23 protein-coding genes are annotated in these 24,578 nt (G+C 34.3%); 14 read left to right on the top strand and 9 right to left on the bottom strand.

Annotated features, from left to right (window positions below; translation table 11 throughout):
- The first annotated feature begins 442 nt into the window (after positions 1–442).
- The 6 genes from J5G60_RS05985 to J5G60_RS05960 all read left to right on the top strand — a co-directional run bounded on the left by J5G60_RS05985 (position 443) and on the right by J5G60_RS05960 (position 5,907).
- A complete protein-coding gene (locus J5G60_RS05985) occupies positions 443–1,132 on the top strand; it encodes a response regulator transcription factor (RefSeq protein WP_150357535.1) in 690 nt (229 codons plus the stop codon).
- A gap of 2 nt (positions 1,133–1,134) precedes the next feature.
- Positions 1,135–2,052: a sensor histidine kinase gene (locus tag J5G60_RS05980; RefSeq protein WP_150357534.1), complete on the top strand. Its 918-nt coding sequence runs from the start codon at positions 1,135–1,137 to the stop codon at positions 2,050–2,052.
- A 125-nt stretch (positions 2,053–2,177) separates the two neighbouring features.
- The gene (locus J5G60_RS05975; RefSeq protein WP_150357532.1) at positions 2,178–3,086 is read left to right on the top strand and encodes an ABC transporter ATP-binding protein; all 909 of its coding nucleotides are present in this window, start codon (positions 2,178–2,180) and stop codon (positions 3,084–3,086) included.
- On the top strand, positions 3,087–3,839 hold the full coding sequence (locus tag J5G60_RS05970) for an ABC transporter permease (RefSeq protein WP_150357530.1): 753 nt from the start codon (positions 3,087–3,089) through the stop codon (positions 3,837–3,839).
- Positions 3,840–3,905: 66 nt separating this feature from the next.
- Positions 3,906–4,631 carry an ABC transporter permease gene (locus J5G60_RS05965; RefSeq protein ID WP_150357528.1) on the top strand — a complete coding sequence of 242 codons (726 nt, stop codon included), beginning with the start codon at positions 3,906–3,908 and terminating at the stop codon, positions 4,629–4,631.
- Between the two features lie 31 nt (positions 4,632–4,662).
- The gene (locus J5G60_RS05960) at positions 4,663–5,907 is read left to right on the top strand and encodes a S41 family peptidase (protein WP_150357526.1); all 1,245 of its coding nucleotides are present in this window, start codon (positions 4,663–4,665) and stop codon (positions 5,905–5,907) included.
- A gap of 44 nt (positions 5,908–5,951) precedes the next feature.
- Here J5G60_RS05960 and folK read toward each other — a convergent pair whose 3' ends face one another.
- The 5 genes from folK to J5G60_RS05935 form a co-directional block, all read right to left on the bottom strand.
- Complete coding sequence (gene folK / locus J5G60_RS05955) at positions 5,952–6,779, bottom strand: 2-amino-4-hydroxy-6-hydroxymethyldihydropteridine diphosphokinase (RefSeq protein ID WP_150357524.1); 828 nt, start codon at positions 6,777–6,779, stop codon at positions 5,952–5,954.
- Positions 6,780–6,800: 21 nt separating this feature from the next.
- Positions 6,801–7,277, bottom strand: coding sequence for an HD domain-containing protein (locus J5G60_RS05950; RefSeq protein WP_106009677.1), 477 nt, complete (start codon positions 7,275–7,277; stop codon positions 6,801–6,803).
- 16 nt (positions 7,278–7,293) lie between these two features.
- Positions 7,294–7,851: a GTP cyclohydrolase I FolE gene (gene folE, locus J5G60_RS05945; RefSeq protein ID WP_150357522.1), complete on the bottom strand. Its 558-nt coding sequence runs from the start codon at positions 7,849–7,851 to the stop codon at positions 7,294–7,296.
- Positions 7,852–7,937: 86 nt separating this feature from the next.
- Entirely contained in the window at positions 7,938–8,756 is an 819-nt protein-coding gene (folP, locus tag J5G60_RS05940; protein WP_150357520.1) for a dihydropteroate synthase, read from the bottom strand.
- A gap of 160 nt (positions 8,757–8,916) precedes the next feature.
- Positions 8,917–9,771 carry a diaminopimelate epimerase gene (locus J5G60_RS05935; RefSeq protein WP_179976913.1) on the bottom strand — a complete coding sequence of 285 codons (855 nt, stop codon included), beginning with the start codon at positions 9,769–9,771 and terminating at the stop codon, positions 8,917–8,919.
- Positions 9,772–10,049: 278 nt separating this feature from the next.
- Between J5G60_RS05935 and J5G60_RS05930 the strand changes: the two genes are divergently transcribed.
- Both J5G60_RS05930 and J5G60_RS05925 read left to right on the top strand, forming a co-directional pair.
- Positions 10,050–11,150 carry an Ldh family oxidoreductase gene (locus J5G60_RS05930; protein WP_150357518.1) on the top strand — a complete coding sequence of 367 codons (1,101 nt, stop codon included), beginning with the start codon at positions 10,050–10,052 and terminating at the stop codon, positions 11,148–11,150.
- A gap of 64 nt (positions 11,151–11,214) precedes the next feature.
- A complete protein-coding gene (locus tag J5G60_RS05925) occupies positions 11,215–11,751 on the top strand; it encodes a macro domain-containing protein (RefSeq protein ID WP_150357516.1) in 537 nt (178 codons plus the stop codon).
- Positions 11,752–11,821: 70 nt separating this feature from the next.
- Here J5G60_RS05925 and J5G60_RS05920 read toward each other — a convergent pair whose 3' ends face one another.
- From J5G60_RS05920 to J5G60_RS05910, 3 genes are all read right to left on the bottom strand, one after another.
- Positions 11,822–12,199: a YopX family protein gene (locus J5G60_RS05920; RefSeq protein WP_150357514.1), complete on the bottom strand. Its 378-nt coding sequence runs from the start codon at positions 12,197–12,199 to the stop codon at positions 11,822–11,824.
- A gap of 72 nt (positions 12,200–12,271) precedes the next feature.
- Entirely contained in the window at positions 12,272–13,042 is a 771-nt protein-coding gene (locus tag J5G60_RS05915; protein ID WP_150357512.1) for a gamma-glutamyl-gamma-aminobutyrate hydrolase family protein, read from the bottom strand.
- A 117-nt stretch (positions 13,043–13,159) separates the two neighbouring features.
- On the bottom strand, positions 13,160–14,122 hold the full coding sequence (locus J5G60_RS05910; RefSeq protein WP_150357510.1) for an L-lactate dehydrogenase: 963 nt from the start codon (positions 14,120–14,122) through the stop codon (positions 13,160–13,162).
- A gap of 228 nt (positions 14,123–14,350) precedes the next feature.
- On the opposite strand from J5G60_RS05910, the gene J5G60_RS05905 reads away from it, so the two are divergent.
- The 6 genes from J5G60_RS05905 to J5G60_RS05880 all read left to right on the top strand — a co-directional run bounded on the left by J5G60_RS05905 (position 14,351) and on the right by J5G60_RS05880 (position 23,913).
- Positions 14,351–19,213 (top strand): cytidyltransferase, encoded by a 4,863-nt coding sequence (locus tag J5G60_RS05905; protein WP_150357508.1) that lies wholly within the window; start codon positions 14,351–14,353, stop codon positions 19,211–19,213.
- Between the two features lie 36 nt (positions 19,214–19,249).
- Complete coding sequence (locus J5G60_RS05900) at positions 19,250–20,494, top strand: lactate/malate family dehydrogenase (protein WP_150357506.1); 1,245 nt, start codon at positions 19,250–19,252, stop codon at positions 20,492–20,494.
- Between the two features lie 34 nt (positions 20,495–20,528).
- On the top strand, positions 20,529–21,575 hold the full coding sequence (locus J5G60_RS05895) for a flavodoxin family protein (RefSeq protein ID WP_150357504.1): 1,047 nt from the start codon (positions 20,529–20,531) through the stop codon (positions 21,573–21,575).
- A gap of 121 nt (positions 21,576–21,696) precedes the next feature.
- Positions 21,697–22,452, top strand: coding sequence for a type I methionyl aminopeptidase (gene map, locus J5G60_RS05890; protein WP_150357502.1), 756 nt, complete (start codon positions 21,697–21,699; stop codon positions 22,450–22,452).
- Positions 22,453–22,607: 155 nt separating this feature from the next.
- Positions 22,608–23,159 carry a biotin transporter BioY gene (locus tag J5G60_RS05885; protein ID WP_150357500.1) on the top strand — a complete coding sequence of 184 codons (552 nt, stop codon included), beginning with the start codon at positions 22,608–22,610 and terminating at the stop codon, positions 23,157–23,159.
- 1 nt (position 23,160) lies between these two features.
- Positions 23,161–23,913 carry a B3/B4 domain-containing protein gene (locus tag J5G60_RS05880; protein WP_236035166.1) on the top strand — a complete coding sequence of 251 codons (753 nt, stop codon included), beginning with the start codon at positions 23,161–23,163 and terminating at the stop codon, positions 23,911–23,913.
- Positions 23,914–23,958: 45 nt separating this feature from the next.
- Here the strand turns inward: J5G60_RS05880 and hsp18 are convergent, their stop codons facing one another.
- Complete coding sequence (gene hsp18 / locus J5G60_RS05875; protein ID WP_150357498.1) at positions 23,959–24,405, bottom strand: heat shock protein Hsp18; 447 nt, start codon at positions 24,403–24,405, stop codon at positions 23,959–23,961.
- Between the last annotated feature and the right edge of the window lie 173 nt (positions 24,406–24,578).

The raw sequence follows: 24,578 nt of genomic DNA, 5'->3' as shown, positions 1-24,578 counted from the left end.
CGCAGCTCAAAAGAATTGCTGGTTTATTCTCATATAAGTTTCCCTATATTTATTCTGTTCAATTTTCAAGGATCATCTCAAACTGCCTGCTCTTCTTTAAGACAGCTTTTATAGTATATCATCTGTTTGCATTTTTGTCAATATATTTTAGATAATTATCAAAATAAAACTAAATACATATTGGATATGAGCCTCACGGCATCACATCTGCTTTCAACAACAGTTGATATTCTATCATATTTTCTCCTACTTTCTTCATAATATGCATTTATTATATAAATTTATCTTATGTTTTTCCGATATAAACTACTTTTTTCTTCAATATTCTTATATTGACACGCCAGGTTCAGGTTACGTTAATTTCACCTTAATTAAAATACAATTATTGATAAATACCTTTTTATTCTTATATAATATAAGTAAAAAACAGAGAGGCCCTTATATGAATATATCTAAAATATTAATAATAGAAGATGACGAACAAATAAACGACCTTATATGTGAGACTTTAAAAAAAGAAAATTACGATATCACACAATGTTTTAATGGAAGAGATGCACTTTGTAAAAATTACAATGACTTTCAGCTGATCATACTTGATATAATGCTGCCCTATGTGGATGGCATTGATGTTCTAAGAGAAATACGGAAAAAAAGCACCCTTCCAATTATAATTCTCTCTGCTAAAACTGAGGAATGTGACAGAATAACAGGACTCACTCTTGGTGCCGATGACTATATGATAAAACCTTTTTCCCCGAAAGAATTAACAGCAAGAGTAAAATCCCAACTCAGAAGGTACATAAAATACAATCAAAATACCTCTTCATACTCCTGCCTCCAACATGAAAAATTGGAATTAGACACTCTTGCCCACAAAGTGTTCAAGACCAACAGGGAATTAAACCTCACTCCAAAGGAATTTGAGCTTTTAAAACTATTTTTGGAGAACCCAAAGCAGGTATTTACTAAGGCACAAATATTCAGCAGAGTATGGGGAGACGATTACCTTAAGGATGACAATACTGTCATGGTAACTATAAAAAGACTCAGAGATAAAATTGAAGATATGCCGAAACAGCCAAAATATATATTGACTGTATGGGGAATAGGCTATAAACTTGGAGATTGATTATGGATATATTTGATTGTATTTTAATAATTACATTAATTCTTATGGTCCTCATTATTCTTTATATTTATAAAGCATTAAATCATATCTGCTGTTATATTGATAAAATACTCCATGGAAATTTGAATCAGAGAATACGGCTTCAGACTCACATAAGTTTTATCAGCAGACTTGTGGTGAAAATAAACGCATTGGCAGAAAAGCTTCAGAAGGTTGACGTAAAGAACAAATTAAATGAAGAATCCCATAAAAAAATGATTTCAAATATATCTCACGACTTGAGAACTCCGCTTACATCCATTCTAGGGTATATGGAGCTCCTGATGAGTGATTCAAAACTACAGCCTTTTGAAAAAGAAAAATACATGAAAATAATATGTGATAAAGGTAACTATCTTTACAGCACCCTGGAGGAATTTTTCCAGCTTTCAAAAATAGATTCAAATGATTTTAAACTGGATATAAACAAGATCAACATATGCGAGACTGCACGAAAGAATATAATTTCATTCTTCAATGAATTGAGAAGCTTGAACATTGAACCTGAATTGAATTTTCAAGAGGAAAACATATACATGAATTCAGACGAAAAATCTCTAAACAGGATTTTCAGCAATTTAATAGGTAATTCATTGAAATATGCAGAAAAAGCTACAAAAATAGGTATAGACATCAATTATAACGAGAATATGATCTTTATATCTGTGTGGGACAACGGTATTGGAATACCTGAAGATGAAATAGATTATATATTTGACAGGTTATATACTGTGGAGAAATCGAGAAATTCAAACACCAAAAGCAGCGGTATCGGCTTAAGTATAGTAAAAAAACTGGTAAAATCCTTGAATGGCCGTATTGACCTGTCCAGTATCCCTCTCAAAAAAACAGAATTCAAAATCACCTTCAAAACCAAGTGATCATAATTACCCATAATGTAAGAAAATTGTAAGAGCCCTGTAAAAACTATGTAAGGATTATGTTGTATATTATAGACATAATCCTTTTTGCAATATCAGGAATCAAAAAAACTGGAGGAAATAAAATGGACACCATACTAAAAACTTATAATTTAACCAGATATTTTAAAAATTTCACTGCCGTGGACAATTTAAACATGACCATAGAAAAAGGTGACATATACGGTTTTCTTGGAGAAAACGGTGCCGGCAAAACCACCACCATACGTATGATAATGCAGCTGGTAAAACCAAGTTCCGGAGAAATAGAACTGTTTTCACAAAAATCGGCAAACAGGAGATATCTTCTCCAGAAAATAGGCTCTATAATAGAATATCCCGGATTTTACCCAAATCTAACAGCAGGCGAAAATCTGGAAATACACAGGAGAATGATGGGCATTCAGGGAAAGAACTGTATAGATGAAGCCCTGAAATTGGTGGATATAAGGGATGTTAAAAATAAAAAAGTAAAGGAATTTTCTCTTGGCATGAAGCAGAGACTTGGAATAGCAAGAGCCCTCCTTCATCACCCTGAATTTCTCATACTTGACGAGCCCACCAACGGCCTTGACCCAACTGGCATAAAGGAAATCAGAGAACTTATACTGGAGCTGTGCCACAAGCAGAATATTACATTTTTGATCTCAAGTCATATTCTAAGTGAAATTCAGCTTATGGCCACAAAAATTGGGATAATCCACAGAGGTTCTCTTCTGGAGGAAATATCCTATGATGAACTCCAGAAGAGAAACAGGCACTATATAAACATAAAAGTAAATGACGATAAAAAAGCTTCTTTTGTTCTGGAGGAAAAGCTGAACATACATGACTACATTATCTGGGAGAAGAATAATCTGCGGGTTTATGAAAAGCTTCAGGAAATTTCAAATATAAACAGGATTTTAGTTTCAAATAACTTGTCTGTAGAAGAGATATGTTTGAAGATAGACAGCCTTGAGGATCATTTTCTCAGGCTTACAGGAGGAAAATAGATGTTCAATATAATATATGGTGAATTTTTAAAACTCAAAAGATCCTACCTGATCATTGCATCTATCATTGCTTCCATCTTCATACCCCTTGTTCAATGTGTTATGTCCCTTTCCAATGACTACACAGGTATATCTGATGCACTTAAAAGTACCCTGGTTAAAGATTACAGAACCAGTACAGAATTATTGTGTTTTCAATTTTTGTATATTATATTTTTTGCCTTTATATCAGGTTATACTTTCTCAAGGGAATTCTCGGATAAAACCGCCAATGTTCTCTACTCCTACCCCTTTGGAAGGATAAAGATATTTGCAGGCAAACTAATTGCCATATATTTGATAATCCTGTTTGTGTACATATGCCAGTTTGCCGCTGTTTACGCTGCCTTGTACATAGCCTGGGGAGAACTTCCATCTCTGAGTTTTATAATTACGGATATAAAAGTCAATCTTTATTCCATGTTATTTCAGTTTTTAATAATTTCTATACCTGTATTCATTGGAATAATTACAAAGAATATTGTCTTTCCCCTGGTTTACGGAATACTGGCAGCAGTTTCATCTTCATTCTTCATGGCTGCAGGAGGCATATATCTCCAGATGTCACCTTTGATGCTTCCCTCACTTCCCATATACTTCTTTTACAAGGGAGATCCCATTGACTTTATACTTCTTTTCACAAATATTATATTCATCCTTTCCATATCCATCCTTTTCTGCATTTATTGCTGCAAATTCATGGATATGGAGTGATTGTCAGATTTCTGTGAAACTTACTTTTTGCACTTTGAATTTCAGAATAAATAAGGAGGCCTTGAAATGCCAAACATAATATACTGTGAACTCTTGAAATTAAAAAGAAGCTATACATCTTCCCTTATCTTAATCGGAGGCACGTCCATGACAATACTCATGTTTCTGGCAAGATTTATTACAGAAAGTGAGATGATTTACGAAAAATATGCCTACAACATAGACCAGATAAATTTTCTAATGATATATCCCATACTTTTTACACTTGCTGCAGCCTATGTTTTCTCAAGGGAATTCTCAGACAAGACTGCCAGCACATTGTATACCTACCCTGTAAGCAGGTTTAAAATTTTTATGGGAAAATTAATTTCAATTTATGTTCTCATATTCATTACATACATAGTCAAAAGCTTGTCCATACCTGTCAGTTATTATTTTTTACACGGAGCTATACCAGAGTATTCCCTGATGATAACCACTGTTAAAGCCCAGGCATGTTCCCTGCTTTTTCAGTTCTTGCTGATTCCCATTCCAGTACTGATCGTAAATATGAGCAAAAATATGACAATACCTTCTTTATACGGAATTCTATCCTTTGTATTGAACACCCTGCTGATAGATAAGACAGAGCATCTTGAATACATACCTACTGCCTACCCCTATATTTCAGCAGCATACATCTACAATTTAAGAGACATCCGCTTCAGCTGCATCATAATAGGCACTGTCTCCATTTTTATATTATTTGTTTCCACCTCTCTGTACAGTTTCTGCAGTCAGGATATAGTCTAGAGCTTATACTAAACATGAAAAGGAGTTTGAAATGAATAAATTCATAAAAATCATCATATGTATATCCATTATATGTTCTGCTTTGCCTCTTGCAGCCTGTGAAACTCAATATCTGGGCGGCAGCAGGGATACCCGATGGGAAAAGGATTTAAACTACCTGCAAAATGCCCTTCCCCAAAAACACGTGGATGCTTTTTCAAAAATCAGTGAAAATAACTTCAATAGTGAAATGGAGAATTTGAAAAATTACATATCAAAGCTTAACGACGATGAAATAACTGCAGAAATTTACAGAATAACCGCTTCACTCGGAGACAGTCATACTTCTGCCTATAAAAAGCCAGATCATGTCTATCCTTTTGAATTTTATTATTTCAAAGATGGCATTTATGTCATAAATACCACCACTCAATACAAAAGAGCCCTCTACGGAAAGCTTTTGAAAATAGGTGACATGGATGTGGAAAAAGTAAAAGAACATATTTTGCCTCTTATTGTGAAAGACAATTATGCCATGATAAAAAAAAGTCTTCCAAAATACCTTATGAATGCAGACATCCTTCATGGGCTCAAAATTGTAAATCCTGCAAAAAGCACTGTTTTCACTTTTAAAGATATACATGGAAACATATTTGATTTAAAGGTAAATTCCCAATCTGCCGAGGACTTTAAGAACAAATTTATTGCAGCAGGTAAACCTGACAGCTCCTATCCCCTTTACCGGCAAAAAAGCAATTTGAATTACTGGTATGAATACGTGGAAAATAAAAAGCTGCTGTACTTCAAATACAACAAATGCGAGGAGGAAGAAAATGAATCCATGGAGGACTTTACAAATAAAATGCTTAAATTCATGAATACTCACCCTGTGGATAAATTTGTAATTGACATGCGGGACAATCCCGGCGGCAGTGACAAATACATGAATCCAATTATACAGTGGATAAAAAGCAATAAACTCAATAATAAAGACAGACTTTTTGTGATAACCGGAAGGGCAACTTTTTCCTCTGTACTAATAAACCTGGTTCAATTGAGAGATGAAACCAACGTCAGTTTTGTAGGTGAGGAAACCAGCGGAAAACCAAATCATTTTGGCGCTGTAAGAACTTTTGATCTTCCCAATTCAAAAATAAGTATACAATATTCCACCCAGTTCAACAGGATCTCCAGAGATAATGACAATACCTTTAGTCCTGATAAGATAGTTGAAATCTCCATAGAGGATTATATAAACAAAAGAGATCCTGTGCTCAACTATATCACGAACAAGTAAAAAACAGCCTTTTGAAGAGTATAAATTCAAAAGGCTGGATTACTTTACATTTTTTCTGTTTTTTCCAGTTCGGTGGTCAAATCTATTATTCTGGCATTCAAAACAGGATGCACAACATAGGGTGCAATATCACACAGAGGTTTTAATACAAACAACCTTTTATGCATTCTCGGATGGGGTATGACTATCTTTTCACCTGCAGTAACCAGATTATCATATAAAACCACATCCAGATCCAGAGTTCTGGGACCCCACTTTATTTTTCTTTCCCTCTTTAACTTCTTTTCCACCTGCATTAAAAAATCTATAAGTTCTTCCGGAGTCAGTAAGGTCTTCAATTCCAGGGCTCCATTTAAAAAATCACCTTGTTTTAAATACCCTACAGGCTTTGTTTCATATAATTTGGATATTCTGACTATCCTGCTCGAATCAGAAGAATTTATAATATGGACAGCATCTTTTATATTCTGTTCTCTGTCGCCCAAATTGGAGCCCACAGAAATATAAGTTCTGTGCCAACGCCTGTCCACTTCAATTGCTGCCCATTTAAGCGGCTTGCCTATGGGTGCCCAGGGTTTTTTAACTCTCACTTTTACCCGTTTCACCCTTGCATATTTTTTTAATATAAATTCTGACAGAACTTCTGCCGATGTTTCAATAAGATCATATTTTTTCTTTTTGAATTCCCCTTCCACATCATTGCAGAGCACTGCATAATTTATGGTACTGCTGAGATCATCATGCTTCCCGGCATCTCTTAAATCAAGATACAATTTTAAAGATATCAAAAATTTTTGGCCCATATCTTTTTCAGCTTGATTTACTCCGTGATGTGCATAAACCTCTAAATCTTCTATATATATAACATCCATCTGGGACCTCCTAACTGCGCATCAATACTCAATACCGTAATTTTTCTTTTCCTCCGGCCAGCTGCAGTCGGAAAATACACTGCACATAAAACATTTTCTTGATATCTTATCACTTTTATAAAATATCTTCTTTAATGAATCCCAATTATCTGATTTTCTATGACTGCCTATAAGATCCAGCACTTGCTTTTTCTCATATTCATCAAACCCGCATTTTTCCAATATATCCTTGGCAATTTTAACACCTGCAATTTCATGAGGTGTACCTTTTTCATACTGCTCCCCTCTTCCTATATCATGGAGCAGTGCAGCTGCATATATTATTTGTTTTTCCACTTTTATATTTTTTTCAAGCACCATTATATATGCAATCCTGGCGACATCCATAAGATGGCAGATGCCGTGCCTGCAAAACTTCCTGGTTCTTTCCATATCATCTATCCGAGACAGATATCTGCAAAAATCATGATTTTTCAATATGGCATTGACCTTTTCCACAATAAGCACCACACTTTTATTCTACATTGAGCATTTTATATACTTCTTCCCTATATCTGGAGTCCTCTTTGAATATTCCTCTGGTAGCCGTAGTAACAGTCTTGCTTCCAGGTTTTTTTACTCCCCTCATGGTCATGCACATGTGTTCAGCCTTTACAACTACCATAACTCCTTTGGCATCCAAATATCTCATTATTGAATCAGCAATTTGAACGGTCATTCTCTCCTGGAGCTGGAGCCTTTTCGCAAAGACCTCCACAGTCCTGGCCAATTTGCTCAAGCCAACCACTTTGTCATTGGGAACATAGGCAATATGTACTTTACCATAAAAAGGCATAAGATGGTGTTCACAAATGGAATAAAATACAATATCCTTTTCCAATACTATATCAGTACTGTTCACCGTAAATACCTTTTTTAGATGTTTTTCAGGACTCTCATTGTATCCTGAAAAAATTTCTCTATACATTCTGGCAATTCTATCTGGAGTTTCAATAAGCCCTTCTCTTTCGGGATCTTCCCCTATAGCTTCAATAATCATCTTTACTGCCTTTTTAATTTTATTATCATCCATCACAATAAGTTATATTGAGCAGTGAATACTCAATATTCTCCCCTCCCATGCATCTAAAATAGATTACAATATACCTTTCAGACACTTTATCTTCTCAATATTGCATCTGCCATCATTACCGCTCTTTTATTTTCTTTCACATCATGAACTCTCACAAAATCACAATTTTTCATTATGCCTATCACCGTTGTAGCTATAGTACCTTCAACTCTTTCATCTGTGGGAAGTTTTAATGCATTTCCTATCATGGATTTTCTGGATGTTCCCAGAAGAACCGGATATCCCAGCTTTGAAAGCTGTTCCAAGTTATTCATGACATCTAAATTTTGTTCATAGTCTTTAGCAAAGCCTATACCTGGATCCAATATTATATTTTCCGGATCTACTCCAGCTTTTAAAGCTATATCCACACTTTCCTTTAAATCGCTCAACAGATCTTCCATTAAATTTTTGTAATTTCTATTATTTCTATTGTGCATAAGACAACATGGAACTTTATAATGAGCTGCCACTTCAGCCATATACTGATCTTTTTTGAAGCCCCATACATCATTTATGAAGTTTGCTCCAGCTTTTAAAGCTTCCTCTGCCACTTTTCCCTTGTAAGTGTCTACTGAAATAGGTATATCTATATATTTTTTAAGCGCACCTATTACAGGAATCACTCTTTCAATTTCTTCCTCCTGATCCACTGGCACATGACCTGGCCTTGTGGATTCTCCTCCCACATCTATTATGTCCGCACCTTCAGCTTCCATCTTTCTAGCATGTTCTATAGCACGCTCTATACTATTAAACTTTCCGCCGTCGGAAAAAGAATCCGGCGTAACATTTAGTATACCCATGATATAGGTTTTTTTACCAATTTCAAAATTTTTATCACCTATTTTTAATATCTTACTCATTATTTTTACCTTCCATCATTTTTTATTTTGCAGATGCAAATGCAAAAACACACTTAATCACCGTTGTCCTTTAAACAATTCTATTTTATCCGAACGCTACAAGTGTTAATACTCCCAAACTTCTCAAAGTAGGAGATAATCACTACTATGTGTATGTTCTTTAATAAAATACTCCCTTTGCTACTATCTCCACTGGTCCAGCCAATGTCAATTCTTTAATATTATTATTTTTATAGAATGTCGAAACTTCTAAAATTCCTCCAGGCTGATTTATGGTATAATTATGTTCACCTTCATTAGAAGTAAGTGAAACTGCCAAAGCTGTAGTTCCAGATGCACAACTTCTTTCCCATAACAAACTGTCAGTAGCTTTAACATACACTAAAGGTGTCAAAAAATATTTCAGTGGATCATAATACATTATACCAAATGCATCATATTTTTCTCTATCCATATATCTTTTTATCATTGAAAACAAATCATCATTATTTTCAATTTCATCTGCATCCACAATAAAATGTGTAATTCCGCAGAGCTCAATTTTTTTTACTTCTATATTTTTGCCATCAATTGAAAAACTACATTTTTCAATTTTTTGCGGCAAAGGCATTTGAACTTTGGAGTAGAAAACATTTTCTTTTTCGGTATTCCTTACCTCACAGTTTATTAATTCATTCACTCCTGATATTTCAAAACTGGTAAAATATCTTTCTTTTATTTTCTTTATAGTCGAATTATGAAAAAATACCATACATGCGGCAAAAGATCTAGCGGCATTTCCACAAAATTCCCCACCCATCATCTGCAGCCTGATAACATCTTGTCTTTTACCTTCTAATGTCTTTGGGCTTTCAATAAACCCTACCTGTTCTCCATGAATACTATTATAATTCATCAATTTATTTGCCATTTTGGGCTGTTGGTTTCTGTTAACCTTGTCCAATACAAATATAGTCATATTTTCTGCTGGATTAACCTTTACATAATTGTACCCTCCGCCCATAGTATCAAACATCTCCCTCATTGAAATATCAATACCCAAATAATATTAATTACACCAATTTCCTTAAATGATTAACATTATTATAGTTGATAGCTTCAATTATTTCAATATAATGCTATTTACTGTATAAAACATACTGGAATTAAACACCAAAATATACTATTATAATATGTAATATATTATTATGCAGTTAAGAGTTAAGAACTAAAATTGATGAAGAAATTTTTAACTTCATTAAAAGTTTAAACCCCAGCCATTAACTACATTATTGTGTTTATAGGAGGATAAAAATGACATATTCAAAAGTCAAATATGAAGGACTAAAAAAGCTGTGCCACATTGTCTTTGAAAAATTTGGATTTAACCCGGAGGACAGTAAAACTATTACAGATGTATTGTTATTATCAGATCTATATGGCATTGAATCCCACGGCATTCAGAGATTAGTAAAATATTACAGTGAAATAAAACAGGGTTTGATAATAGTTGACTCCAGTCCAAAAATCATAAAAGAAACACCCATATCCGCAGTTATAGACGGTCAGGCCGGCATGGGACAATTAACAGGTAAAAGAGCCATGAATCTTGCCATAGAAAAAGCTAAGGCTTCAGGGATTGGCATGGTTTCTGTAAGAAACTCCAATCACTACGGTATTGCAGGATACTATGCTAAGATGGCAGAGGAATCAGGCCTCATGGGAATTTCAATGACAAATTCACCAGCTGTCATAGTACCCACTTTTGGCAAAGAAGCCATGCTCGGCACAAATCCCATCGCTATATCTATACCAGCTGAACCCTATCCATTTTTAATGGACATGGCCACTAGTGTAGTAACTAGAGGTAAAATTGAAGTCTATAATAAAAAACATGAACCCCTTCCTTTGGGCCTGGCATTGAATAAAGATGGAGAAGAAACCACTGACCCCTATGATATACTGTACAATGTACCAAGAAAGCTGGGAGGCGGATTGCTCCCACTTGGAGGTTCTAAAGAATTAACAGGAGGACATAAGGGATACGGTTTTGCTCTAGCGGTTGAAATATTCACAGCAATTTTATCAGGGGGCTCTACTGGAAATCATGTCCATCTTGACGGATCTGGTGGTTCAGGTACCTGTCACTTTTTATGTGCAGTAGACTATGGTATATTTGGGGATAAAAAATCCATTGAAAGCAGACTTTCAAAATATTTAGATGAACTTAGAAGTTCCAAAAAAGCAAAAGGAGCCGTCAGGATATATACCCATGGTGAAAAAGAAGTGGAATCTTATAATGACAAAATTAAAAATGGAATTCCGATAAATGATGCAACTCTTCATGAAATAGATGATATATGCCAATTCTTCCATATAAATTCCAATGACTATATCATTAAAGTCAAGAGTTAGGAGATTTCAATCTCAGCTATTAACCATTTCCTATCTCAAAATATTTTTAGAGGAGGTAACGAGTATGATTAAAATAGGTAATAAAAAAATTTTAATCAAAAAAGGAGACATAACCAAAGAGCAAAGTGATGCAATAGTAAATCCTGCAAACAGCTCTCTAAGTCATGGTGGAGGGGCAGCTTTAGCCATAGTGAGGGCAGGTGGAATTGAAATACAAAAAGACAGCGATAAAATCATAAAAAAAATAGGCACTCTGCCTGTGGGAAAAGCTGTCATAACATATGGTCATAATTTAAAAGCCAAATTTGTAATACACACTGTAGGGCCAATAATGGGAGAGGGAAATGAAGAAAATAAACTGAGAAAAGCCATGACCAGCGTACTTAATCTGGCGGAGTCCTATAATTTAACTTCTATATCAATTCCGGCCATAAGCTCCGGTGTATTCAGATTTCCAAAAGAAAAATGTGCAGAAATACTTCTTAAAACTTCAGTAGAATTTCTCAGAAAAGATGATATAGATTTGAAAACTATTGTCATGTGCAACCATGATGATAAAACTACAGATATTTTCCTCAAGGAGGGTAAAAAATATATCTAGATATAAAAATAGAGTGCTGTAAAACTATTTCAAAAAATAGTTTTACAGCACTCCCTTTCTTATATTTTAACTATTCCAAAACCTCTTTATTCTGGAAAGTATTTCCTAGCACCTCCACATTCCCCTTGAGCATTTGTATGTATAAATATTCATTTTCTACATAAAAACCATACAGTTCCGTGGCCTCACTGATCTCTCCACACTCGCCTATCAATTTATCAAAGGAATATCTGCCAAACTTGACAGGTAATCTCAAGGAATTTTCCTCTTGATTTATCCCTATAATATCCTCTTCATAGATATCATTTCCATTTTTATCGTTCAAACCTGTAAATTCTGTAGTTATAAATCTACCTTCTTCTTTTACTCCATCTTCAAGATAAGGATTTTCACTTATATAAAAACATTTATTTTTACTGTCCCAAATTCTAAATTTAAATTTTCTCATACAATACTCACTCCTTTATATTTTAATTTGATTCACCATTACTGTGAGCTTTTCAGCAAACTCTGCTTGACTTTATTCACTAATACTTTTACTGCATTCATTCACAAAAAACTTAAAAATAGAAAATTGTTTCTCATAATGTTCCCACATCATTTCAGGATGCCATTGAACTCCCACTACAAACCTGTTTCCTCTCATCTCTATGGATTCAATTATCCCGTCAGGAGATCTACCCGAAACTTCAAAAACATGAGCTGGATCTTTAATAACCTGATGATGATAGGAATTTACCCGTATTTCCTCTTCTTTGAAAATACTAAAAATTTTACTTTTTTTATCCACGAAAACTTGATGGACTGGAATATATTTCTCAATTTCTCTCATAGAGTGATTTATATCTATGTTATTTCTCAACTTAAGAGGTATTTCACTAAAATCCTGATAAAGAGTACCACCATAAGCCACATTCAAAAGCTGATTACCCCTGCAAATTCCCAAAACAGGAATATTGCTTTTATCTATAATATTTTTCACCAAAGTAAGTTCATGCTTATCTCTCCTGGGATTTATGGCTCCAATTTTAGTACTTGTAAACTGTCCATAGTACTCAGGGAAAATATCATTTCCTCCCGTCAATATCAAACCATCTATATCATTAATAATATTATAGATATTATCTTCATCATTATATATTGGAATGATCAGAGGAATTCCCCCTGCTTTTTCAACTGAACTTATATAATCATCAGGCACAAGCTGCCAATCCAACTTGCCTCCCAATCCGCCATAGAGTTCATCCAATCCGTTAAAATAATTTGCACATATTCCTATAACTGGCTTCATTCATATTCCTCCATCCAAGAATAGGCAATCAGTGAACCGGCATCTGGTTGTCTCTTAACTCAAGATACTTTAATTATTTACTATTAGATATTCATTACACACTGTTATCATTAAAAACTATTTTGTCAACCCCGCAGCCTCCATTGTCTTTAAAATATTTCCAGCACTGAATTTTAATTTCTCTATTTCATCCTCAGAAAGAGGTACTTCTATTCTCCTCTCAACTCCATTTTCAGTTATAATACATGGAAGGCTTAATGCCACATCCTTTAGACCATATTCACCCTCCAGGGTAGTGGAAACAGGCATGATACTGTGCTCATCTAGCAAAACTGCCTTTGCAAGTCTGCAGGCTGCCATAGCAATTCCTGCACTGGTAAATCCTTTAAGGTGAAGGACGTCATAAGCCACATTCACCACCTCAGAAGCTACTTTTTCCCGATCCAGTGGTTCCTTTGGTCTAAAGTATTCATCCAATCTATCGCAGGAAACTCCCCCAATATTCAAAAGACTCCAGGTAGGGAAAGCTGAATTGCCATGTTCTCCAAGCATATATCCATGAACATCTTTAGGGTCCACATTGTATTTATTGGCGATGATTCTTCTGAAACGTGAGGAATCAAGACTAGTTCCCGTGCCAAATATTTTATTCTTAGGATATCCAAAATAATTTTGAGCATAATATACCATGGTGTCCAATGGATTGGTTATTATTATAATCACTGCATCCTTTGTATACTTGCTTATAGAAGACATCACATCTTTCATGGTCTCAACATTTTTCTCCGCTAAAACTGTTCTATCGGATTTGTCATCTGGCATTATGCTTGGTCCGGCAGCTATTATGATAACTCTAGCGTCACTACATTCTTCATAACCACCTGAATGAATTCTCACATTAGGGCTATAAGTAAAAGACGTAGTATGTGTAGAATCCAGTGCTTCCCCTTCGGCCTTTCCCTTTATTTTGTCAATAGTTACAATCTCAGACATCAGATCAAGTGACAATGCACAATTCAATACTGCAGAGCCTACATGTCCTGTACCTACTATTACAAGCTTATTTTTTGTCGGTTTCATATACATTACCCCCATTATATTATATAATTTAAAATATCAAATCAAATGATTCTTGAGTTCAAATCAGTTTTTTTCTATATTATAGTTATTTTTTGTATCTATGTCTACTATCAATTGTAAATCGTAAATTAAAATAATTGAAATATTACCTGACATAACTAACTTTCTTTTGAAAAAAGTTTATGAAAAGTATATAATTTCTGTAAAGAGTGTATTTGGAGGTAATCTATGAATACCATATCTTATACAGAAAGTTATAATAAAATATTCAGGAAAATTACAAATGTAAAGTGGCTTAAAAAATATAATATAAATAAATATATGATAAACAAGAGCATAAAAAGTAACAAATTCAGAGACGCCCTTAAAAATCAATTACTCAACAAAGACTTTTCAGCTAAAAGTACATTAATACTATGTCAATCTATGCTGGAGTCACTTTCGGAACATAAAGTACCTGACAATTGGCTTCTATATTTATACCAATATACCCTGCAAAAAAATTTTCCAGAAAATGTAACTGTAAAAATGATTCCCCAGTTAACCGCTCCCTGTGAACTGTACCTGGTCATATTCAATATACTGTGTAAAATACAAAAAAGTTCTGATGATGGAACATGGGAAAGTCATTATCCACTGCAATTTTTAACTTCAAAAGAAGAATCCGAACTGGAACATCCTGAAGAATACAAAAAATTTGTAAAATCTTTTGTATCACAATATACCTATGAGATGATGAAAATAAACGGTGAATTAACAGGTTTTACCACGCTGCAGCATGTGTGTGGTGTACATTTTTTATCTCTCTACATAGCAAGACAATTAAAAAGTATAAATATCCCCGTCGATCTGGGAAGAGTATCCGGAGCTGCTGCCGGTCATGACATAGGAAAATACGGGTGTAAATATGCGGAATCCAAAAAAGTTCCCCATTTACATTATTACTATACAGATCAGTGGTTTAAAAGATGTGGAATAAACTATATAAGAAATGTAGCTATAAACCACTCCGTATGGGATTTAGAATTAGAAAATCTTTCTCTGGAATCTCTAATTCTCATATACTCTGATTTTAGGATAAAAAATGAATTTAAAAATAGTCAGACCTATATGAAATTATTTTCCCTAGATGAATCATTTTACATAATTTCAAGCAAGCTGGAAAACATGAATTCACAAAAAAGTAAACGATACAGAAGAGTTTATGCCAAATTAAAGGACTTTGAAAATTTTCTCCTGGATATAGGAATTGACATAGAACCAAAACACATATTCAGTCCTGTCAAGATAAAAAACAAAAATTATACTCTGCTTCAGGGAAATGATATAGTCCAAAATCTGAAATATCTATCGATAAATCATAATATAAATCTCATGTATCAGTTAAGGGATGAATACTCTCTAGATGCCATACTTGAAATGGCCAGAAGTGAAAATGACTGGAAAATCTTTCGTGAATATATACGAATATTTCAGGAATACTCCACTTATCTTACCCAGAAGCAAAAACTTCAAACATTAAAATTTCTATACGAAAACCTGATTCATCCAGAAGATGATATAAGAAGGCATTGTGCGGAATTAATGGGAACTCTTATAGCCACCTTTGATGAAGACTACAGGAAGGAATTACCACAGGATGTAAAAATACCACCTCCTATTACATCCGGGATAAGCCTCCTTAAAAAGTACATGGAAATCATGCTGTCACCTAGTTATAAAGTGATTTCTGAACATAAATTCAATATAGGGTACAGCATAAGCATTATGATAAATTCTCTTTTTGCAAACTGCAAAAAATCGTTGATGCCAAAATACATTGATGTACTCATAGAATTTTACAAAGAGGAAAAATATAAAAATATAACTTGCGAAATTTTTCTACTTGAAGCTTGTAAATATATCCCCTGGGGTTACCTTTCCAAAGTAAATGAGGAAATTCTGTTCAACTATATATTTTCCGGGATAAAAAAGAGAAACAGCACCATAAGAATGGAAGCTCTGGAAACTATCTTAATATTTTCAGATAACATTATACAAAATCAAAGCTTCATGGAAAAAATAAAGGCTCATTTTATTTCAATAACTACAAAGAGCAAAATTCCAGCTGAAAATTTTCTCATGTTCAAGATAAATAAAAAACTAAATTTAAATGACATCGACATATTTGAATATTACTGTGATCTGGACAACAAAGTGGTAACGGATATATTTTTAAGCAATTTGAAGACTGCTACAGACTGGATAAGAAAAAAGAACCAGGTGGAACTGCTTTTGTATCACGCACTTGATGACCCTCAGTTAACAGGCCTTCATACAGCTATACATTTCTGCAATTTATTAAAGGTAAGTGCTGTAGAAACAGTTAGAAATACAGCTGGATCAGCTGTACTAGAGATCATGCCCTATCTTTCACTGGCTGAAAGAAATGAAGTTGCAGTGGAACTTTTAAGAGCCCTGGAAATAGAGGGAAACAGATTTACAGAATACATCCCCAGATACACAGGTCAGGCAGCCCTATGGCTCCAGCCAAAAGAACTAGATGAATTTATAGATGATTCAATCTACAAGGTTAAAACTTCAAACTCAAATTTAAAATCCCTCATATTTAAAACTGTGGGAACTATTATAGAACACTATTGGGTCTATAAAGACCGCTTTGAAGAATCTGAATTAAATTATTTAAAAAGATTGAATAAAATGCTTGGAATATTGCTAAATGGCCTAGGAGATTACAACTCTCAAGTCAAACAATCTGCGTTCAGCGTTATAGGCAAGGAAATCTTTGATACAGATTCCATGGATCTGACTAAAAAAGAACTTATATTTAAACTCATAGCTAAAAAGATGCTTACATTAATTACAGACAATGAAAATCAAGAGTTATTGTTCTTAACTAGATCCGCCAGTTTAAATCACATATACAGATTTATATCAGACTACAACTTTTTTTATGGCAATATAGATATACCCGTTCCTCAAAAAGTAGCTTTTTTCCCTGGAACCTTTGATCCATTCTCCCTGAGCCATAAGGAAATAGCAAAATACATTCGTGATTTAGATTTTGAAGTATATTTATCCATAGATGAATTTTCCTGGTCCAAAAAGACCCTGCCAAATCTCTTGAGGCGAAATTTAGTGACTATGTCTATGGCCAGTGAATTAAACATATACCTTTACCCTGATATGTACCCTACAAACATATCCAATGAATCAAATTTAAAAACATTAAAAGAAAATTTTCCTAATTCAAAAGTCTACATGTGCATAGGCAGCGATGTTCTTTTGAATGCATCCAGCTATAAAGCTCCAAAAACCCCGAATTCAATTCATACTTTTTCTCATATAATATTTGAGAGGGGAAAAGACAAAGATCTATTGAAGCTGGCTGCAAAAAAAATAGATGGGAATGTATTAGTACTCAGTTTAACTTCAAATTATTCAAACATAAGTTCCAGTCAAATCAGGACTTCTATCGACAACAACAGAGACATTTCTAGCTTGGTAGATCCTATGGCAGAGCAGTACATATATGTAAATGGATTTTATCAACGGGAATCCCAGGACAAAGATTTCATAAAATCACTGTGGCTCGACAGAGAAATATTCAAAGATTTTAACAACGAAGTCCTGGACAGAATAAGCAAGTGTATGCCCAATTGTACAGGTGAATTTATAAATAAACTCAGAGAGATATCTTTTAAATCCTATTTTTGTATCGTATTCCTTAAGAATACCAACACTGGAGAGATACTGGGTTTCTGTATTTTACACTGGATTCGTCCCTCTACACTGTATAATGAATTTGAAAATAAAGATGTATCTCAGTATATACGTGAAAACAGTACAGGAAGAATCATATCAATAGACGGACTCTATATTAAGAATGTATACAAAAAAGAAGAACTTGCACAAATTCTTTTTACAGAAGCTATTTCTCTATACGTATCTAAAGACTATGAATACGCTGTATACAAAAATGCTTTTAACAGGGAAATATACGACAGCGATATTTCTTCTCTATTGAAATTATACGGATTTATAAAGGTTCCCTTTTGTAATGAAAATAATCCTATATATGCAGTTAACATGAATACTCCCTGTATAATAAATTTTGACGCACAGAATGTCATCAAAGAACCTTTTAGGAGCAATCCTAAAGTGTTAAACACTCTCTGCAAATGCCGTAAAAAGTTAATTGAAAGTATAGCCAGATTATATCCTGGAGAGCTCATACTTTCTTTCAACGTGAATTTTGTATATCAATGTTTAATAAGAAAAATCTGTAAAGAAAATCTAGTCCCCACATACAATTTGGTGCCAAGGAAATTGGGTAAAGCCATGTGTGTACCCTACGGTGATATACTGGAGCGATATGTTATTCCAAATACTGTAACCAAGGCACTGCATACAGAAAAACTATTTTTCCCTAACATGAGAAAATTCATAATAGGCGAATTCCCACATTATTTGGACCTAAATACACAGATAAAAATGATAAAAGCTTTCCAAAGGCCTGTAATATTAGTGGATAATCTGCTCCACAAAGGATACCGGATAAAAGCAGTGGATCCTATTTTTAAAAAAGAAGCTGTAGAAGTAAAAAAAATTATCGTAGCAGTACTATCTGGAAGAGGCAAGGATCTCATGGATATGCAGGGCAGATCCGTCGAAAGCGTATATTTTATTCCAAGGTTAAAGCTGTGGTTTAATGAAAATTCTCTGTATCCATTTATAGGTGGAGATGCACTTTATAGGGGAAGTTATCCCGAGAGGAACCTTCTTCCATCGATAAACCTAATTTTACCTTATACTTATCCTGCATTTATAAAAAATACTTCCAAATCCAATATATATAATTTATCAAAGACCTGCCTGGAAAACAGCCTGAATATATTGGAAACAATAGAGGAAGAATATCACATTATCCATGAGAAGAATTTGACTCTATCCTGCCTGGGTCAGGTATTTGCCACACCAAGATGCCCCGACCTTGGAGAAAATATCAGTTTCAATCTCAACTTGCCTGCATCAGGCTACCTTAAAAATGATCTGGAGCTTTTAATCCGAATGGAGCATGCTTTTGAATAATCAATATATATTACTTTTGGAGAATGAGGTGTTAAAATGCAATTTTACTATTATTATTATAAAAACAAGCTGCTTATATCCGATACACATCTTCCCTTTAGATCCATTGAAGAAAAAACCGTTTCCACTTATAGAGGATATATCTACAGACTGGTGAATGAAAATACAGATAGTTCCAAAATGTGCTATTATGTAACCCATCCTTCTCAAATATTTTCACACAGGGAAAGTTTAAAGCTCATATGGTATAAAGGCTCTGTGGACTATAACCTGCCAGACTGGCTTTTAAAATCCATTGAAGAAAACAGGTTAATATGTTTAAATACAGCTTACCCGGATTGGACTGAAAAATTGGATCATATCTTTCCAGTCTTCTATGATAATATCGGTTTTCGTAAATGGAATTTAACTGTAGTTGGTTTAGGAGATGTAGGAGGAAGCTTAATTACTGGACTTAGGATATTAGGTGGAAAATATATAAATACTATATCCATATACGACCGCGATAAAAACAAGATAAAAAGATGGGAATATGAATGTAATCAAGTTACAGATTCCAATACCAATTCTCTATTTCCCAGAATACTGCCTTTAAAAAGTGAAGAGGACTTATTTAAAAGCGACATGTTCATATTCTGTATTTCCACGGGTGTACCTGAAATTGGTAAAAAAGTATCTGATGTAAGACTTATACAATTTGAAGGTAATTCAAAGATAGTAAAAAGTTATGCTCAAAAAGCTAAAGATTGTGATTTTCACGGTACATTCGCAGTAGTTTCAGATCCAGTGGACTTACTTTGCAAATCCGCAGTAAGTACTGGATTATTGCCGGATCAGATAAGGGGATATGGCTTAGGTGTAATGAACGCCAGAGCCAACTATTACTCGCAAAAACTAAATGGTCATGAAAATTTTCTTGAGGAGGGAAGATCTTTCGGCCCTCATGGAGAGGGGCTTGTAGTTGCCAACAGCATCAAAAATTACAATGAAGAAATATCGAATTATCTAACCGAAAAGGCTAAAAAAGCCAATATTTACATGAGATCAATCGGCTTTAAACCCTATATTGCTCCTGCCCTATCTTCAGGTGCTTTTTCCATCATAAATACCATAAAGGGCGACTGGAATTACAGTAGTACTTTTCTTGGGGGAGCTTTCATGGGATGCAGAAACAGGCTGCTGCCTTACGGAACTCAGTTAGAATATTACAAAGATATGAAAGAACCATTATTTTGCAAACTGGAAGAAAGCTACAAACAGCTGTTAAAATTCAAACCATAGCCTTGCTATAATTCTTCTTTACGGGGGTGAAATCATGAAAGAGGTTTATGTTATATGCCCAAATGACAAAATATCCACTCAACTAAAGAAAATGCTAGATAGTTTTATAGAAGGATTTGATATTGCACACTATATAAGCAGTGCATACTATACCGATTTTCAGAATAAAAAAATACTATTTTTACTGGAACTAGACAGCAGTACTTATTTTGACATTCCCATGCTCAACTTTTTCAACAACTTAGATTCAAAATCCAGGAATATTTTCCAAGGCTCCACTGCAGCACTTCTCATCCACAGCAATTCTGAACTTGGAACGAAAAGAGCTGCCCAGGATATAATTTTTATGGCAAATAACCTGGGCTGCAATTTTATAGGGCATCCGCTGGTAGAAGCCACTGTCAATTTAAAAAATTTCTTAACCTGGCAAAAATCCCTCCGGCTTCCACTGGAAGAAATATGTATAAATCTAAGCTCTAAACTCGGGAAGAGGCTTGCAGAATATGAAGCTTCAGAAGCAATAAAAAAAATAACGGTTTTATATTCATCTCCACATAAAATATCCAATACCCTTGATCTCTGGCACCTGATTTCTAAATATCTAAAAAAGATATCCATAGAAGAGCTGCAGATAGAAAACGGCAAAATACTTGACTGCAAAGGTTGTCATTACAGACTCTGCCTGCATTACGGCAAACAAAACAGCTGTTTTTACGGCGGCTTCATGGTAGAAAATGTATTACCTTCCATAGAATCTTCAGATGCGGTAGTATGGCTTTGTCCAAATTATAATGACTCCATCGGCGCAAATCTAACTGCCACCATAAATAGATTAACTGTCCTGTACCATAAAATAAGCTTTTATAATAAGGCCCTTTTTGGAATAGTTATTTCTGGAAATTCAGGAAGTGATTCTGTGGCAAAACAGCTTATAGGAGCTCTCAATATAAATAAGGGCTTTAGACTGCCTCCGAATTCAATAATTACAGAAACTGCCAACAACCCAAAAGCCATATTCGAAGTGCCAGATATAGAGCTAAAGGCAAAAGCTTTTGCAGCTACTATAATGAACAGCTTATAACTCTTCATCCACGGTATAATACAAAATTATAAAAAAGAAACTCAATAAGAGTTTTTTTATAAAATAATATGTTAAAATAATAAGTGCTTATGCATTAATTTTTAAAATAGAGGCGATAATTGTGATATATATAAAAACTAAAAAGGAAATAGGCTATATGGCAGCAGCAGGTAAAATACTTGCATCCTGCCACAGGGAAATAAAAAAAATGATAAAACCCGGCATAACCACCATGGAAATAGACTCCTTTGTAGAAAAATATCTGGAGCAGCATCATGCTAGTCCGGAACAAAAGGGGTATATGGGATTTCCCTATGCCACCTGTGCTTCTGTAAATGATGAAGTTTGTCATGGATTCCCAAATAAGAAGCCTTTAAAGGAGGGAGATATTGTAACCATCGACATGGTTGTAAACCTAAATGGTTGGCTGGCAGACTCCGCGTGGTCCTATGCAGTGGGCAATATATCAAAAGAAGCCCGGGATCTCATGAAGGTTACAAAAGAATGCCTTTACAAGGGCATTGATAAAGCAGTAGTCGGAAACCGAATAGGCGACATAGGCCATGAGATACAGACCTATGCAGAATCTCTTGGATATTCAGTTGTAAGAGACTATACAGGTCACGGTATAGGTAAAGTAATGCATGATGATGTAGCTGTGCCGCATTACGGAAAACCGGGAAGAGGTCTTAAATTAAAAGATGGCATGGTAATCACCATAGAACCAATGATAAATACAGGCACTTATGAGGTTACAGTTGACAGTAATGACTGGACTGCACGCACTGCAGACGGCAGTCTGTCCGCACAATACGAGCACACCATTGCCATAACAGACGAGGGCCCTAGGATCTTGACAGATCAGGATAATATATAGTGGAAATCATAAAATAAGCACTGATACAAGGTGCTTATTTTGTATATATTCATATATAGAACATCTTATTGACAAAGATTTGAATTGAAGCTATACTATTATTGTTAACCATTATTATTTTATATGTTAACAATTAACTTTGAGGAGATGTAACCATGAATTTAAAATTTTCCATTAAAGAGATGAGCACCGCAGCTATTTTTACTGCCATAACAGCTATACTGGCCCAGATTTCAATACCACTGCCTTTTACTCCTGTTCCCATCACCATGCAGGTATTTGCAGTATATTTATCAGCCATAATTTTAGGAGGCAGGCTTGGAGCATTGTCCCAACTTATCTATTTACTTTTAGGTGGAATAGGAATACCTGTTTTTGCAAATTTTTCAGGCGGATTTCAAATTCTGGCTGGTCCTAATGGGGGTTATTTGTTAAGTTATCCAATAATAGCCTATCTGATAGGTAAAATTTCAGAAAAAGATTCAAATCATATACTTTCCATAGCAGAGCTTATGGGTACCCTGGTGATGTGTTATGCTGCTGGGACAATCCAATTCCATTTTGTAACAAATATATCCATACAGAAGGCAATATTCCTCTGTGTACTTCCCTTTATTCCGCTTGATATAATAAAAGTCGTAGTTGCCTATATAGCAGGATGTAAAATAAAAGGATCTCTCTTAAGGGCAAAACTAATAAAACTATAATGTGAAAATTCAGGTTTCCAGTAATATATGTTATAATAATTCTATAAAACCATTTTATAGAGAAAAGGGGTGCCACTTTAATATAAATATGATAAACATAAAAATTCAAGATTGTATAAAAGACATAATTGGCTCTCAAATTGCCATCGGTGCTATAGAAGCAGCGGTAAAGGTAAAGGAATCAGACCCTGCACTGACAGAAGAAATATCTCTCCTATCAGATAAAATAGCTGCTCTATACAGTCTGCCTGAGGTTTCAAAAATCGACAACATACATGCTGCAAGAGAAGCCTATAAAGGATTTGGAAAAGATCCCAGCAGATACAGAGTTTCTTCTGAATCCCTAACACGCCGTATAGTTAAGGGAAACGGACTTTATAAAGTCAATAACATAGTAGACATAAACAATTTAATTTCCATATACTCTTCTCATTCAGTATGTTCCTACGATATGGATAAAATAGATACGGAAATTTATTTTACCCTGGGGAATGAGGGAGAATCTTACAGAGGTATAGGTAAAGGCCAGGTAAATCTGTCGAACATGCCTGTGTTTGAGGACAGCAGAGGTAAGTTTGGAAGCACTACTTCTGATTCCACAAGGGCTATGATAACAGAAGGTACTAAAAAGCTTCTAATGAACATAGTTTCTTTCAACGGAGACAAAAATTTAGAAAAATATATGAGCTATTCTAAAGACCTTTTGATAAAATACGCAGAAGGCGAAATCCTATATACCCATGTGATAAAATAAAAAGAAGGTACTACCCCCACAGTAGTACCCATCTTTGATTAAAAACTACTTAATATCTATCTTTTTAACATTATTTCTGCCTTTTTCAGTTTTTGGCAAATTTACTGTCAAAACTCCATCCTTGAAAGAAGCACTTATAGCATTTTCATCTACATTATCAACATAAAAACTTCTTTTAAGCTCTCCATAACTTCTCTCCTGTCTTATAAAGTTTTCATTTTTATCTTCTTTCGAATCTTCTCTCTTTGCAGATATAGTTAAATAATTATTGTTATAATCGACATCTATTGCATCTTTATTAATGCCTGGAAGATCAGCTTCAACTATATACTTATCGTCATCTTCTTTAAGGTCTACTCTAAATCCCTTTCCAAATCCATTTACATTAACCGGTGCAAAAAAGTCATCATTGAAAAATGAATTCACAAAATTATCGAATATATCACCTCTCGCCAAAGAATTATTCCTTCTAAATGGAACCATATCAAACATAACACATACCTCCTTATAAATTATTATTATGTTGTTATGATTACCTTTCATAGAGGTAATCCTTATTACAGTTATTATAATACAACTAAGGTCAAAGAAAGTCAAAGTCTAAAACATTTAGATTTGTATAGCAAAAAGAAGCTATTTCGAGATAATACTATATAATTTAATAA

It is taken from the genome of Clostridium sp. HV4-5-A1G (assembly GCF_900184915.1).
Taxonomy (GTDB): Bacteria; Bacillota; Clostridia; order Clostridiales; family Clostridiaceae; genus Clostridium_B; species Clostridium_B aromativorans.
The sequence above is the reverse complement of the archived record's forward strand: the minus strand, read 5'-3'. Positions and strand labels throughout refer to the sequence as shown.